The sequence below is a fragment of the Roseateles sp. GW821-FHT09G09 genome, assembly GCF_059415965.1.
Genome location: NZ_JBWKOG010000005.1, coordinates 337,848 through 352,048 on the forward strand (window position 1 = coordinate 337,848; position 14,201 = coordinate 352,048).

Consider the following 14,201-nt stretch of genomic DNA (forward strand, 5'->3'; position numbering starts at 1 on the left):
CCCCCTTCGCAACCCGCTCCGCGCTCGCACTGGCCGTCGTGATCGCTTTGGCCGCCGGGCTCGCCCCGTCCGCGCAGGCGCAGGTGAGCCGCGCGACCGTGCGCGGCCTCGTCAACGCGCCGGCCGGCGTTCCGCCTGGCGGGCTGGCCATCACGGCCACCAACAGCGCCAACGGCGCCCGCTACCGGACGAGCACGCGCGCCGATGGCCGTTACGCGCTCATCGGCCTCGCGCCGGGCGACTACGTCATCAGCGTCGCCGCCGCCGACGGCAAGCCAATTCGCACCGAGCGCATCACGCTGTCCGTCGGCGAGAGCGCCTCGCTCGATCTCGGTGCCGCGCCCGCGGCCGCCACGCCGGACGCGATCCAGCTCGGCACGGTCACCGTCGAAGGCAACGCGAGCCGGCAGGGCGTCAAGGACTCGCAGCTGGGCACCGTCGTGTCGCAGCGCATGATCGAGGCGCTGCCGCAGAACACCCGCAATTTCCTGAGCGCGGCGGACCTCGCGCCAGGCGTCGCGTTCTCGACCGATTCCAGCGGCCTGAGCCGGGTGCAGTCGGGCGCGCAGGACTTCGACCATCTCAACGTCTTCATCGACGGCGTGGGCCAGAAGAACAACATCCTGCGCGGCGGCGTCAGCGGCCAGTCGGACACGCGCGGCAATCCGTTTCCGCAGTCGGCGATCTCCGAATACAAGGTGCTGACGCAGAACTACAAGGCCGAGTTCGACCAGGTCAGCAGCGCCGCGATCACGGCAGTGACGAAGTCCGGTACCAACGAGTTCCATGGCGAGCTCTACGGCGACCGCACCGGCACCAACTGGCGGTCGATGAACGCGCTCGAGAAGGAGCGCGAGGCCCAGGGCATCCCGCGGCCGTCGTCGGAGAAGTACGAGTACGGCGGCAGCGTGGGCGGTCCCATCGTCAAGGACAAGCTGCATTTCTTCGTCGCCTACGACGCCAAGCGGATCGAGGACTCGCGCCAGATTGCCGGCCAGAACTTCGAGAAGCTGCCGAACGCCGGCATCGTGCCGGAGCTGCTGGCGCGGCGCGGCAGCCAGGTCGACCCGTTCCACGAGGACCTGTTCTTCGGCAAGCTCGACGCGCAGCTCAACGACGAGCATCGCCTGACCCTCAGCGCGCGGCTGCGCCGCGAGACCGACCGCATCGCCGAGGACCGCAACCTCTCGCTGCCGGGCAACGACAAGGAGCGCCGCAACGACGAGACCCGCATCGACCTCAAGCACGAGTGGTCGCGCGACGACTGGCTCAGCGAGGCGCGCATCGGCTACGAGGACTACCTGTGGAATCCCAAGTCGGCGTCGGACACGCCGCTGGTCCGCTACAAGGTGTCGACGGCGTCGCCGCAGGTGCTGACGGCCTCGCAGGACGTGATCCTGGACGGCGGCTCGCCGGATGCGCAGCGCCGCCAGCAGCGCGGCACCTTCGTGTCGGAGGAACTGACCTACACCGGCTTCGACGGCCACGTGCTCAAGGGCGGCGTGAAGCTCAAGGACATGCGCTACGACCTGAGCGGCACGGCCAACTCGGTCGACGCGGTGGAGGTGCTGATCGACAACGTCACCGGCCTGCCCTACTGGGACGGCACCAACTGCCTGGGCACCAACGTCTCCAACAACGGCAGCACCAGCGCGCAGTGCAACATCCGGCGCGCGGCGGCGGCCTCCGGCGCCAGCTTCAAGAACAAGCAGTGGGGACTGTACCTGCAGGACGACTGGAGCGTCACGCCCAAGCTTGAGCTCAACCTCGGCGTCCGTTGGGACTACGAGGACAACATGCTCAACAACGGCTACGCGACGCCGGCCGACCGCATCGCGGCGCTGCTGGCGCCGGACGGCGAGCGCTACGGCATCGTCCCGCCGACGGACCAGACCTACGCGCAGTCGCTGGCCAAGGGCGGCATCGACGTGTCGCAGTACATCAGCAGCGGCAGCTCCCGCAAGGCCTTCAAGAACGCGATCGCGCCGCGGGTCGGGTTCTCCTACGACGTCTCCGGCAATCGCAACACGGTGGTCTTCGGCGGCTACGGCCGCAGCTACGACCGCACGATGGCCAACCATGCGCTCGACGAGCTGCAGAAGAACCAGGCGACCGGCGGCGAGATCTGGCTGATCCGCAACGACTTGAAGATGCCCTACGCGGACCAGTTCAGCATCGGGCTGCGGCAGGCGTTGTCAAAGACGTGGAACGGCGAGATCGCACTCAGCCGCATCGAGGCGAAGAACCAGTTCGTCTGGTTCAGCGGCAACCGCGACGCCAACGGCGGCTTCGCCCAGCAGTCGTCGATCGACCCGCTGTGGGGCGGGCCACCGGGCTTCGGACAGGTGGTGCTGGGCGACTCGATCGGCCGCACGCGCACCGACTCGGTGTTCGTGAAGGCAGACAAGCCCTACACCGAGTCCTCCGGCTGGACGGCCACGCTGGCCTACACCTACAGCGACGCGAAGACGACCAACCTGCAGTGGAGCAACGACACCTTCGACTGGACCTACGGCCGCGCGGGTCGCGGCTGGAATCCGAGCACGCTGGTGGACCGGCACCGGCTGGTGGGCGCGTTCATGACGGACAAGCTGCTGCCGTGGGGACTGACGTTCTCGGCCAAGGGCACCTATGCGAGCGGCTTCCCGCGGCGCCTGACGAACTGCATCGGCGGCACGCCGCAGTGTTTCCTGGTGGAAGGCGATTCGCCCAGCTTCCGGCAGGTCGACATCAGCATCGGCAAGGCCTTCAAGTACGGCCTCCACCAGGTCGCGCTGCGGCTGGACGTGCTGAACGTGCTCGGCGCGGACAACTACGGCGGCTTCGACGACTGGATCGGCAACGCGCCACAGCCGGGGGCAACGCCCAACCGGCTGGGCGGCGACAACCTCAACCTCGACAAGCCCAACAACATCCGCGGCGACAACCGCGCGATGCGGGTGGTGTTGAACTACAAGTTCTGAGGTGCCGCACGCCATGGCCACTGCCCTGCTCATCATCGATCTGCAACGCGCGCTCTGTGTCGGCGAGTACGCCTGCCACGAGGTCGACGCCGTGATCGGTCGCATCAACGGCCTGATCGCGCAGGCGCGGGACACCGGCACGCCGGTGGTCTTCGTCCAGCACGAGGAGGACGGCTACGAGCCGCTGCGCCACGGCAGCGAAGGCTGGCAGATCGACGATCGCCTGCACGTGAAGCCGGACGACCGTCGCGTGTTCAAGACCTCGCCGGACTCGTTCCACAAGACGGAGCTGGACGCTGTGCTGAAGGGCTTCGGCGTGACACACCTGGTCGTCTGCGGCGCGCAGAGCGACTTCTGCGTCGACACGTCCACGCGCCGCGCACTGAGCTCGGGCTACGACGTCACGCTGGTCGAGGACGGCCACACGACGATCGCCTACGGCGACCTCACGGCGCCGCAGATCATCGACCACCACACCCTGATCCTGCGCAACCTCAACAGCTTCGGTCCGACGATGGCAGCGAAGAAGGCCGCGGCGATCAGCTTCGAGGCGAGCTGATCCGGCGCCGCCGGGTCACTTCATCGGCGTCCGCGCACTGGCAAGCTGCGACAAGGTCATGTCGCACTGATCCACCGTCGCGATGCAGTCGAGCCCGCGGGACTCGACCTCGCCCATCAGGCTCAGCCACGCGTTCAGGCCCTCGAGCGTGACCTTGGTGCGCGAGGTCCGGCCCCAGCCGCGTTCCGCCAGCTGGCCCAGGTAGATCCACGTCTGCCGGCGCGACAGCCCCGACAACTGCCCGATGCACGCCTGCGACACCGGCAGCGCCAGGCTGTTGCCCGCCGTGCCCGCGCGCTGCGAGCTGCTCAGCGCCGCCGCCAGCGTCGCCAGCACGCTGATCAGTCGCTGGAAGCCGTTGCCGGCCAGTCGCATCGTGATCTGGTCCTGCAGCCGCGACGCCGTCGCCGCATAGAGCTCGCCCGTCGCCGCGTCGCGCTCGGGCACGCTCGCATCCTTCATTCGCGGCATCGGGATGTGGATCGTCGTCACGTCGACCAGCGCCGTCACGTCGTAACGCGCCGCCAGCTTGCCCAGCGGCGAATCCGCCCCGATCACGTCGCCCAGCCACAGCGCCGCCACGGCCACGCGCGTGTCCGCCGCGACCTTCGCCGCGAGGAACGCCGCGCCGCCGCTGATCGCGATCCACTCGGCCAGCGGCGTCCCGGCCTCGATGATCTTCTGGCCGCGCCGATACGTCCGGATCTGGCCGTCGGCCAGCCAGTCGTCGCTCGTCGCGTCCGGTGCGCCGTCATGCGTCGGCGTCCGCGTCCCTCTCGTGCTCATGGTGTGTTCTGCGTGAAACTCGCCGGACAAGGCTCCGCCCGCCGCCTCTCATGCGGAAGGTTCGCGGATGCCTTGACGGCGAATCGTGGGTTATAGAAGCGGACCGCCGATCCCGATCGGTCGATAAGGCCCGTGGCCCCGGCCCGGTTTGCGGGTTGACCGCGCGTCGATCAGCGGGTCACCAGATGGACAGGCTCCTGGCGAGCACGCGCTGCAGCCAGCTGCGCGACGAGGCCTCCGACACGTCGCCCTGCGCGACGCTCTCCAGGCTCGCGTTCACCACGTCGCGCGAGGACACGAGGTTGCCCGGGCGGATGTCGCGCGGATTCACGATGCCCGAGAAACGCAGCGTGTTCACGCCCTTGTTCAGGCCCACGTTGCGCTCGCCCGCCACCAGCAGGTTGCCGTTGGGCAGCACGTTGATGACGCTCACCGCCACCGTGGTGGTGAAACTGTTGTCCGTCTCGGTCGTGCCCGAGCCCTTGAACGAATCGCTGCCCGCGGCCGTCGCGTCGATGTTGAGCAGCCGCTCCACCGCGCCGATCCTGCTCTGGCCGCCCGGCCCGTGCACCGCGAGCTTGTTGTCGCGGCTCGTGTCGGTCGTCTGCTTCTGGCTTGCCTTCAGCGTCTCCTGGATGTCCACCTTCAGGGTGTCGCCGATCGCGCTCGGACGCTTCTCGCCCGAGAACAGCGAGGTGGTCGCCATGCTCGGCTGGTAGATCGCGCCGTTGTTGGGCCGCTCGATGTACATCGGCGCCTGCGGCGGCGTGACCATCATCGGACCGGCCACCGTCGGCGACGTGCCGGCGCATCCGCCGAGCGCTCCCAGCACGCCGCAGGCGCCGAGCGCGCCGAGCGCAATGGCCGCAATGGCAGCGACGGCAGCGGTCTTCGGCGCTCTTGCCGGTGCTCTTGCCGGTGCCCTTGCCCGCGCCCTCGCGCGGCGGGATTCTTCTGTCGACATCACATCCCTCTCCCTCAGCTCTGGAAGCCGGTGATCAGCGCCTTCACGACCGGCGCGATCTTGTTGCGCGTCCCGGCCCAGCGGGCCAGGCCGAAGTTCTCCTCGGCGACGTAGCTGCTGGTCGACAGCAGCGTCCCGTCGGACCGGTGCAGGCTCAGCGACGCGGCGCTGAGGTTGGCGCGGTAGCCGCCGGCCATCGGCGGCACGCCCCATTCGATCGTCGCGACATACCGCAGCCAGACCTCGCATTGCTGCAGCCCCGTGCCGGGTTCGTACACGCGGCTGTCCACGCCCTGGCCCTTCAGCTCCGCCTGCATCGCCGGAACCAGGTCCTCGAGCGGCGCGTTGCGGTTGAATTCGATGCACAGCGCGCGCACCGGCGCGTCGCCGTGATGGACGGTGTTGCTGGCCTTGGCCGGCGCGGCCGTCGCCAGCGCCGTCGAGGTCGCAGTGCCGGCGCCCTTCAGCAACTCCCAGGCCGGGAGCGGACTCAGCGCGCTGCAGCCGCCGAGGGCCGTCAGCGCGGCGATGCCGAGGAGCCGGAGGAACCCGGTGGACGCGCGCGGCCACCGTGCGGGTCGGATGCGCATGGCCCCGTCCTCACACCAGCTCGTCGAGCACGGCGACGCCGCCCAGCGCGGCCATCACGCCGTAGCCGACGACATTGCCGAGCACGTTGCCGACGCCGCCGGCGACATCGCCGACCGTGTCCGTGACGACGTCGGCGGCGGTCTCGACCGCGTCCGCCGCGTCGCTCGCCAGCGCCTGCAGGCCCTTGGCGCTGATGGTCGCCGTCACGCCGAGCACGGGACCGAGCGTCAGGCTGGGGCCGCCGCCGCGCGAGGATCCCGACGACCCGCCCGAGGCAGCGGCGCGGCCGCTCTCGTGCGCGCCGTCGGAGGACGTCGCCAGGGCGACCAGACTGGACAGGAGGGGCACGCTGCTCAAGGGGGACTCCCGGCGGCGCTCAGCCGCGCGCGGCCAGCGAGGCCGTGTCGAGGGAGAGCATGGCAGGCGTGGCGGTGGACGTGCCGGCGGCAGCCGGCGCGGCGGCCATCGGGGCGGCCATCGGTGCGGCCATCGGTGCGGTCGCGGCGGAGGCCGGCGCTCCGGCCTTCGCGTCGTTCAGCATCCGGGCGAAATCGGGCGCGCCGCCATTGGCGCTCTTGGCGCCCTTGGCGGCGCCCGCGGGCGCCGGAGCGCCGGCGTGCACGGCCGGCGACGGAGAAGCGTTGGACTTGACGTGCATGGCGAAGCGCTCTCGTTCGTTGGGGTGAACGGATTCTTCGCCGCGGCCACCTCCCGGCATGCGGCGATGAGCGCGGCGAACTCAGCGGTCGTCGCGGACTCGGTGAACTGCGTCACCGAGGGAAGGAACTGGGGGAGTTCTTCGCCGCTTTGCCGGCTCAAGTTCGCGCGAGGGCGGCACCGGCCCGGGCGATCAGCGCGCGGTTTGAGCGCAGTGTGAGCGCAGGGGGAGCGCAAGGGGGGAGCGCAGGGATCGCAGGGATCGCAGGGATCGCAGTGTGGGCGCCGCTCGAGCGCAAGGCCCAGGAGGGGTCAGGTCATGCGCCGCGGCTCTGATGCGCCATCGCCTCGGTCCATTCGTCCCAGGTGGACTCGGTGACCTCCAGGCCTTCCAGCGCGGGCGGATCCTCGATCGGCCAGCCGGACGGGCTGAACGGAATGCGCCGTTGCAGCAACACCTCGGTCTGCCGCAGGATGTGCTGCATGGCCTTGCTGAACGGGTGGCCGGGTTCCCCGGCGGGTGACGCGAAACGTGGTCGCATGGTCCTCTCCTGACGAGTTCCCACTATCAACGGGGGTCGGCCCAAGTGCCATCCCACCATAGGGTGGACGTGGGGGGATGCCGGAGGGGGTGTGACGAAAGGCTGCGGTGGTCGGCCAGGCGGTCAGCGGGATGGACTCGTGCGTCAAGCGCGTGTGAAGCCGCACCGCGATCCATCAGATCGATCACTTCGATCTGATGGATCTGATGGGGACGGCAGGTCCGCGGGGTGCGAGGGATGCGAGGGGTGGGCGCTCAGATCACCTGGCGCAGCAGCGCATACAGCGCGATCGCGCCGGAGACCGCCGCGCAGGCGGTCTTCATCGAACGGTTGGCCACGAAGGCGCCGATCAGGCTGCTGACCAGGATGGCGGCGAGGAGGTAGTTGGTTTTCATGGGCCGCGATTGTGGCGGCGCGCCGGAGGACGTCCGGCGAGGTCCGCGGCGCGGATCAGACAGTCGCGCGGTCGGGCCGGTTGATCTCGACGGTGACGTGAACAAGTTCCTCATGGACGGCCAGCAGGCGGCGCACCTCGTCGGGCCGCGCCTCGGGGCTGTCGGTGACCAGCGAGACGATGCAGGCGTACTGCGCGCGACCGACGCGCCACACGTGCAGGTCGGCGATCACCGCGGGCCACGGCGCGGCGGCCACGACCTCGCGGATTTCGTCGACGACGGGCGCGTCCATCTCGGCGTCCAGCAGCACGCGACCGGTGTCGCGCAGCAGCCCGCGCGCCCACGCCGCCACCAGCACCGCGCCGGCGATGCCCATCACCGGGTCCAGCCAGTCCGCGCCCCATAGTCGGCCGCCCAGCAGCGCCACGATCGCCAGCACCGAGGTCGCCGCGTCGGCCAGCACATGCATGTAGGCGGCACGGAGGTTCAGGTCGGCATGACCGTCGTGACCGTGGCCGCCGTCGCGATCATGCGCATGTCCATCGGCGTGAGCGTGTGCGGATGCGTGCCCGTGGTCATGCCCATGCCCATGGCTGTGACCATGACCATGACCATGACCGTGTGCGTGGTCATGTCCGTGGTGGTGATGCTCGCCGCGCAGCAGCCACGCGCAGGCCAGGTTGACGACCAGTCCGATGGCGGCGACCGCGATCGCTTCGTCGTAATGGATGGGCGTCGGCGCGAACAGTCGTTCGACCGACTGCCACAGCATCAGCCCCGCGACGCCGACCAGCAGCAGCGCGCTGCTGTAGCCGCCGAGGATCTCGATCTTCCAGGTGCCGAAGGCGAAGCGCCCGTCCTTCGCCCAGCGTCGCGCCGCGCCGTAGGCCAGCAGCGACACGCCCAGCGCCACCGCGTGCGAGCTCATGTGCCAGCCGTCGGCCAGCAGCGCCATCGAGTTGAAGACGTAGCCGCCGACGATCTCCGCGACCATCATCACGACCGTCAGCAGCACGGCCCATCGCGTGTTGCGTGCGGCAAGCGGATTGCCTTCGTCGAAGACATGCGTGTGTTGCCAGGGCGCGGGGGACATCGACGATGACATGGCGTGGACCGGGAGGCGGCGTTCGGAGAGGGGGAAGCGAGGCAGTATCCCTTTCGCGGCGCGTCGCCGGAAACAGAGTCCCCGCGCGGACCCTGTCTTCCGACGGGGGTAGACTCCCCCGCAGCTTTTCAATCACGACAACGGGACCCTGGGTGGACACAGAGGAGCGACAGCCCCTGCGGGTGGTGGTACTCGGCGGCTCCGCCGGCAGCATCGACGCGCTCGGCACCGTGCTGGGTGCGCTACCGAACGAACCGGGCTTCGCGGTCCTGGTCATCACCCACCTCGACCCCAACGAGGAGACCCGCCTGCCCGAGGTGCTGCGCGACCGCACGACGCTCCCGGTGGAGCGCCTCGAGCACCTCACCAAGGTCGAACACGGCCGCGTCTACGTGATGCCGGAGAACGCCGGCGTCATGGCGCTGGACGGGCACTTCCGCCTGACCCGCCGCACGCCCGGGCTGCACCTGCCGATCGACGCCTTCCTGGCCTCGCTGGCGCAGGACCCCGACCTCGACGGCGCGGTGGTCATCCTCTCGGGCACCGGCCAGGACGGCGCGGCGGGCCTGGTCGACCTGAAGGCCACCGGCGGCTTCGCGATCGCGCAGACGCCCAACACCGCCGCGCACGACGGCATGCCGGTCGCGGCGATCAATACCGGCCTGGTGGACGAGGTCCTGCCCCCGGAGGACATCCCGGCCGCGCTGCTGCGCCGCTTCGGCCAGCCGCACCACGAGAGCGACCTGCCCGGTTCCGCCGGCGTCGCGCAGGACGTGGACGCGCTGGAGACCGCGCTGGCCATCGTCCAGCAGAAGGCCGGCGTCAACCTGGGCTACGTCAAGGACGTCAACCTGCGCCGCCGCTTCCTGCGCCGCGTGCTGCTGCAGAAGGACCGCGACGTCGGGGCCTACCTCCAGTTCCTGCGCACCGACCCCTACGAGGCCGCCGCGCTGCGCGACGACGTGCTGATCGGCGTCACCGCGTTCTTCCGCGACGCGGAGTTCGTCAACGTGCTGCGCCAGGTCGTGCTGCCCAAGCTGCTGGCGCTGCGCCACGACCCGATCCGCGTCTGGGTGCCCGCCTGCTCGACCGGCGAGGAGGTCTACACGATCGCGATGCTGCTCAAGGAGGCGATGAACGCCGAGGGCATCCACCGCCGCGTGCAGATCTTCGGCACCGACCTGAACGAGTCCTCGATCGAGACCGCGCGCGCCGGCCGCTACACCGCCGCCGCGCTGGAGAACGTGCCGCAGCCCTTCCGCGACACCGCCTTCGTGCCGAGCTCCGGCGGTTACCTGGTGGCCAAGGACCTGCGCGAGATGTGCGTCTTCGCGCGGCACAACCTGCTCACGCATGCGCCGTTCTCGGGCATGGGCCTGATCAGCTGCCGCAACATGCTGATCTACCTGCGCAAGGAAGCGCAGCAGCATGTCTTCGAGGTGCTGCACTACGCCTGCCGCAACGACGGCTTCATGCTGCTGGGCCGCGCCGAGGCCGCGTCGGTCGCCGACGGCTTCGAGCACGCCGGCGCGCCGCACCTATACCGCAAGCTGCCGAACTCGCGCCGCCACCGGCCGCTGTTCCCGATCGATGCGCTGCGCCCCTGGGCCAGCGACGGCAACGCCCCCCGCGTGCCGCAGGCGCCGCCGCCGGACCTGGTCAGCGAAGCCGCCAATCGCGTCGCGCTCGCGCGCTACGTGCCGCCGGGTTTCGTCGTCAGCCAGGGCGGCGACGTGGTGCAGTTCCGCGGCGACGTCTCGGCCTTCATCGCGCCGGCCAGCGGCGAGGCCACGCTCGCGCTGCCGCGCCTGCTGAACGTCGCGCTCAACGTGCCCGTGCGCACGGCGCTGGTCGAGGCCAAGCGCACCGGGCAACCGGTGCGGCGCGAGCGCGTCGCCTTCAACGACCGCCGCTACGTGCTCGAGGTCCTGCCGCTGGAGGCGGGCGAGGCGCCGCAGCACTTCCTGGTCACGCTGGCGCCCCAGCCGGATGAACCGGTCGCCGACGCCGCGTCGGCGCTGTCCACGCCGCCCTTCTCGCCCAGCGGTGCCCGCGCGCGCGTCGACGAGCTCGAACGCACCGTCACGACCCTGTCCGACGAGCTCGAGGCGACCCAGGCGCAGCTGCGCACGCTGGTGGTCGAATTCGAATCGGCCAACGAGGAGCTGCGCACCGCCAACGAGGAGATGCTCAGCACCAACGAGGAGCTGCAGAGCGCCAACGAGGAGTTGCAGAGCGCCAAGCAGGAACTCGAATCGGCGAACCAGGAGCTGCTCTCGCTGAACGAGGAGCTCAAGTCGCGCAACGACGAGCTGGACCTCGCCAACGACGACCTCAGCAACCTCGTCGAGGGCATCCCGCTGCCGGTCGTGGTGCTGGACCGCCAGCTGCGGCTGCGGCACGCCTCGCCGCAGGTGGCCCAGCTGTTCGGGCTCGATCCCGCGGCGCTGGGCCAGGCGATCGGACAGCCGGCGGTGAAGGTCACCTCCCGCTTCGCCGTCGGCCAGCTGGAGCAGCTGGTGCAGGCCGCCGTGCAAGGCCTGGCCCCGGTCGAGCACGAACACCAGGACACCGAGGGCCGCTGGTGGCTGATCAACGTGCGGGCCTACCGCACCGCGGACGAGCGCATCGACGGCGCGGTGATCGCCTTCCAGGACATCCATGAGCTGCGCTGCGCGCTCGAATCGGCGCAGCACGCGCGCGACGACGCGGAGCGCGCCAACACGGCCAAGGACGACTTCCTCGGCATGGTGTCGCACGAGCTGCGCGCGCCGCTGAACGTCATCTCCGGCTGGGCCTCGGTGCTGAAGCAGTCGCAGGAACGCGGCACGCTGGGCGAGGCGACCGCGACGCGCGCGATCGCCACCATCCTCAAGCACTGCCAGGCGCAGGCGCAGCTGATCGACGACCTGCTGGACGTGTCGCGCATCGCCTCCGGCCACCTCACGCTGGAGATGCGGCCGCTCGACCTCGCGGCCTGCGTGCGCGCGGTCGTCGACGGCCTGCAGCCGGCCGCCGAGGCCAAGGGCCTGACGCTCAGCGGCACCGGCCTGCAGCAGCCGCACCGCATCCAGGGCGACCAGCGCCGGATGCAGCAGATCGTGGCCAACCTCGTCGGCAACGCCCTCAAGTTCACGCCGCGCGACGGCCGGATCACCGTGTCGCTGAGCCGCATCGGACCGACGATCGAACTGGCCGTCGTCGACACGGGCATCGGCGTCGCGGTGGAACTGCTGCCGCGGCTGTTCGACCGCTTCACGCAGGCCGACATCAGCCGCACGCGCGAGTACGGCGGCCTCGGACTGGGGCTGTCCATCGTCCGGCACCTGGTGCTGGCACACGGCGGCACGGTCACGGCGCACAGCGACGGCGAGGGCCGCGGCACCCGCCTGATGGTGCGCTTCCCGGCGGTGGAACTGGTCTCCGACACGCATGAGACGGCGCCGCGCGACCGTGTCGACGCCGACCTGGGCGGCCTGCGCGTGCTGCTGGTGGACGACGATCCGCATGCGCTCGACGCGTTGCGGCACCTGCTGGAACTGGCCGGCGCGGACGTGCGCGCCGCGGGATCGGTCGAGCAGGGATGGGAACAGGTCGCGGCGGCGTCGGAGCATCCGCCGCACGTGCTCATCAGCGACGTGGCGATGCCCGGCGCGGACGGCTATTCGCTGGTGCGCCGGCTGCGGGCGCGCGAACGTTCGATGGGCACGGCGACGCCGCTGTATGCCGTCGCGCTGACCGGGCTGGCGACGCTGCAGGACCGCGATGCGGCCATCGCCGCCGGATTCGACGACCACCTGGCCAAGCCGGTGGACGTGGACCTGCTCATCGAGAAGGTGCTGCTGGGGCGCCCGCGCTGAGTCGTGTTGACCGGTGCTGATCGGCGCTGATCGGCCTGACCGGTGCCCACCGGCGCGGCGGCGCCGGTCACCGCCCGACGGATCAGTCCGCGGCCTGCGCCAGGACCGCCGGCATGACGATGCTGCGGCGACGCGCGCGCTTGACGTCGTACATGCGCTGATCGGCCAGGTGCAGCGCCTGCTCCACGCTGAGGCCGGCCGGATCGAGCGCCAGGACGCCCACGCTCGCGCCCGCGTACTGCAGCGCGTGGCCGTCGAGGTCGAAACGGCCGACGCTGGCCAGCGCGGCGCGCTGTTCCAGCGTGCGCGCGGCCTGGGCCGGTTCGCCGCGGTCCACCACGGGGCCCTGCGAACGCGGCAGCCCGCCCAGGCTCACGCCGGGACCGACGACGATGAACTCATCCCCGCCGACCCGCGCCAGCATGTCCGAGCCGCGCAACTCCAGCGACAGGCGCTGGGCGATCTCGCGCAGGAACAGGTCGCCGCGATGGTGGCCGAGCTGGTCGTTGACCGACTTGAAGCCGTCCAGGTCGATGCAGCCCAGCAGCACGCAGCGGCCGTCGCGGGTCGCGCGCACCAGCTCGCGCTGCAGCTCGTCGAAGAGCGCGCGGCGGTTCGGCAGTCCGGTCAGCACATCGGTCAGGGCGAAGGTCGCCAGCTGCTCGTTGGCGGCGCGCAGGTCGGCCACCAGGCGCTCGCGCTGCAGGAACTGGCTCACCAGGGTCGAGAACAGCCGCAGCAGCGACTGCGCCTCCGGGTTGATCGCGCGGCGTTCAGCGCTGGCCGCGCACAGCGTGCCCAGCAGCTCGCCGCCGTCGTCGCGCACCGGGGCGCTCACATAGGTCTGGATGCCTATCCGTCGCGCGGCGTCGGAGTCGCCCCAGCACGTCGCCACGTCGTTCGTGACCATGCGGCCGGCATCGAGCGCACGCTTGCACAGCGTGTCCGACCAGGCGACCGTCAGGCCTTCCGGGATCGTCATCGTGCCGGCGTTGCGGGCGAGCAGCACATGCTGTTCCCCGGCGCGCAGGTCGATGGTGGTGAGGTAGGTCGATTCCAGTCCGGTGACCGTGCCCAGCATGTCCAGCAGCGGGCGGGTCAGCTGTTCCAGGTTGCGGGCGACGGGGAGGGTCGACGTGAGGCGGGCGAGCAGGGCGTCCAAGATCGGCGGTCGGAATCAGGTCTGAAGCGGTGGATGTTGTCACAACTCGGAAGCACTTCCGGACGCCGTCCGTCCCGACACCGGTGCCGTCCGCCGGATCGCGTGCGGGTCCTTCATCGCCGCGACATCGTGCCGCCCCGCCGGGCGTGGGAATTGCCGCTCCTGCACCATCGCAGACCCGGGAGAACCCTCATGCAACGCGACGGACAGTACCGCGGCGTCACCTACCGCGTCGAATCGACACCGGCGTCCGGCGACACCTTCGTCGGACATTTCCAGCTCCTGGACGCCGGACGGCGCCGGCACGATGCGGCCGGCCCTGAGGCGGACCGGCTCGCCGCCGCGGCACCGGCGGCCGAGGACGCCTTCGGGGATGCGCTCGCACCCGGCCAGGATGACGCCGACGGCGTCGACGACATCGTCCATCCGAGCACGGACGCCGCGTGGGCGACCGAGAACGAGGCGCTCAACTACGCCACCGAGGCGGCGTGTCATGCGATCGAGATCCTCCAGCTCGGCCGGCCGCAGGCCCAGGGACGAGGCAGCAGTTCGAGCCGGCGACGGACGGACACCTTGGGGCAATAGGCGTCGGCGTCGGCGTCGGCGTCGACGTCAAC

Annotated in this window: 13 protein-coding genes; 4 read left to right on the plus strand and 9 right to left on the minus strand. The window is 70.6% G+C overall.

The window, feature by feature from the left end; genetic code table 11:
• Positions 1-38: 38 nt before the first annotated feature.
• Both AC07O8_RS15635 and AC07O8_RS15640 read left to right on the plus strand, forming a co-directional pair.
• Positions 39-2,963, plus strand: coding sequence for a TonB-dependent receptor (locus AC07O8_RS15635; RefSeq protein ID WP_495048901.1), 2,925 nt, complete (start codon positions 39-41; stop codon positions 2,961-2,963).
• A gap of 13 nt (positions 2,964-2,976) precedes the next feature.
• Positions 2,977-3,522 carry a cysteine hydrolase family protein gene (locus AC07O8_RS15640; protein ID WP_495048902.1) on the plus strand — a complete coding sequence of 182 codons (546 nt, stop codon included), beginning with the start codon at positions 2,977-2,979 and terminating at the stop codon, positions 3,520-3,522.
• A gap of 15 nt (positions 3,523-3,537) precedes the next feature.
• On the opposite strand, the gene AC07O8_RS15645 is transcribed toward AC07O8_RS15640, so the two are convergent.
• The 8 genes from AC07O8_RS15645 to dmeF form a co-directional block, all read right to left on the minus strand.
• Positions 3,538-4,308 carry a Crp/Fnr family transcriptional regulator gene (locus AC07O8_RS15645; protein WP_495048903.1) on the minus strand — a complete coding sequence of 257 codons (771 nt, stop codon included), beginning with the start codon at positions 4,306-4,308 and terminating at the stop codon, positions 3,538-3,540.
• A 178-nt stretch (positions 4,309-4,486) separates the two neighbouring features.
• Positions 4,487-5,272, minus strand: coding sequence for a flagellar basal body L-ring protein FlgH (locus tag AC07O8_RS15650; protein ID WP_495048904.1), 786 nt, complete (start codon positions 5,270-5,272; stop codon positions 4,487-4,489).
• A 14-nt stretch (positions 5,273-5,286) separates the two neighbouring features.
• The gene (locus tag AC07O8_RS15655; protein ID WP_495048905.1) at positions 5,287-5,862 is read right to left on the minus strand and encodes a cell division protein FtsI; all 576 of its coding nucleotides are present in this window, start codon (positions 5,860-5,862) and stop codon (positions 5,287-5,289) included.
• 10 nt (positions 5,863-5,872) lie between these two features.
• Positions 5,873-6,220 (minus strand): hypothetical protein, encoded by a 348-nt coding sequence (locus AC07O8_RS15660; RefSeq protein ID WP_495048906.1) that lies wholly within the window; start codon positions 6,218-6,220, stop codon positions 5,873-5,875.
• 19 nt (positions 6,221-6,239) lie between these two features.
• Positions 6,240-6,521 (minus strand): hypothetical protein, encoded by a 282-nt coding sequence (locus AC07O8_RS15665; protein WP_495048907.1) that lies wholly within the window; start codon positions 6,519-6,521, stop codon positions 6,240-6,242.
• 316 nt (positions 6,522-6,837) lie between these two features.
• Positions 6,838-7,062 (minus strand): hypothetical protein, encoded by a 225-nt coding sequence (locus AC07O8_RS15670; protein WP_495048908.1) that lies wholly within the window; start codon positions 7,060-7,062, stop codon positions 6,838-6,840.
• Positions 7,063-7,316: 254 nt separating this feature from the next.
• Positions 7,317-7,457, minus strand: a complete 141-nt coding sequence (locus AC07O8_RS15675) for a hypothetical protein (protein ID WP_495048909.1) — start codon at positions 7,455-7,457, stop codon at positions 7,317-7,319.
• Between the two features lie 55 nt (positions 7,458-7,512).
• Positions 7,513-8,550 (minus strand): CDF family Co(II)/Ni(II) efflux transporter DmeF, encoded by a 1,038-nt coding sequence (gene dmeF, locus AC07O8_RS15680; protein WP_495048910.1) that lies wholly within the window; start codon positions 8,548-8,550, stop codon positions 7,513-7,515.
• A gap of 164 nt (positions 8,551-8,714) precedes the next feature.
• Here dmeF and AC07O8_RS15685 point away from each other — a divergent pair, with 164 nt between their 5' ends.
• Positions 8,715-12,422 carry a CheR family methyltransferase gene (locus AC07O8_RS15685; protein ID WP_495048911.1) on the plus strand — a complete coding sequence of 1,236 codons (3,708 nt, stop codon included), beginning with the start codon at positions 8,715-8,717 and terminating at the stop codon, positions 12,420-12,422.
• A gap of 82 nt (positions 12,423-12,504) precedes the next feature.
• Here the strand turns inward: AC07O8_RS15685 and AC07O8_RS15690 are convergent, their stop codons facing one another.
• Positions 12,505-13,584: a sensor domain-containing diguanylate cyclase gene (locus tag AC07O8_RS15690; RefSeq protein ID WP_495048912.1), complete on the minus strand. Its 1,080-nt coding sequence runs from the start codon at positions 13,582-13,584 to the stop codon at positions 12,505-12,507.
• Between the two features lie 192 nt (positions 13,585-13,776).
• Here AC07O8_RS15690 and AC07O8_RS15695 point away from each other — a divergent pair, with 192 nt between their 5' ends.
• The gene (locus tag AC07O8_RS15695; RefSeq protein WP_495048913.1) at positions 13,777-14,169 is read left to right on the plus strand and encodes a hypothetical protein; all 393 of its coding nucleotides are present in this window, start codon (positions 13,777-13,779) and stop codon (positions 14,167-14,169) included.
• The last annotated feature ends 32 nt before the right edge of the window (positions 14,170-14,201 follow it).

Coding starts and splice junctions, on each gene's coding strand:
- dmeF (WP_495048910.1), bottom strand. CDS start 8,550: ATGTCCCCCGCGCCCTGGCAACACACGCATGTCTTCGACGAAGGCAAT.
- AC07O8_RS15650 (WP_495048904.1), bottom strand. CDS start 5,272: ATGTCGACAGAAGAATCCCGCCGCGCGAGGGCGCGGGCAAGGGCACCG.
- AC07O8_RS15645 (WP_495048903.1), bottom strand. CDS start 4,308: ATGAGCACGAGAGGGACGCGGACGCCGACGCATGACGGCGCACCGGAC.
- AC07O8_RS15670 (WP_495048908.1), bottom strand. CDS start 7,062: ATGCGACCACGTTTCGCGTCACCCGCCGGGGAACCCGGCCACCCGTTC.
- AC07O8_RS15675 (WP_495048909.1), bottom strand. CDS start 7,457: ATGAAAACCAACTACCTCCTCGCCGCCATCCTGGTCAGCAGCCTGATC.
- AC07O8_RS15640 (WP_495048902.1), top strand. CDS start 2,977: ATGGCCACTGCCCTGCTCATCATCGATCTGCAACGCGCGCTCTGTGTC.
- AC07O8_RS15655 (WP_495048905.1), bottom strand. CDS start 5,862: ATGCGCATCCGACCCGCACGGTGGCCGCGCGCGTCCACCGGGTTCCTC.
- AC07O8_RS15665 (WP_495048907.1), bottom strand. CDS start 6,521: ATGCACGTCAAGTCCAACGCTTCTCCGTCGCCGGCCGTGCACGCCGGC.
- AC07O8_RS15695 (WP_495048913.1), top strand. CDS start 13,777: ATGCAACGCGACGGACAGTACCGCGGCGTCACCTACCGCGTCGAATCG.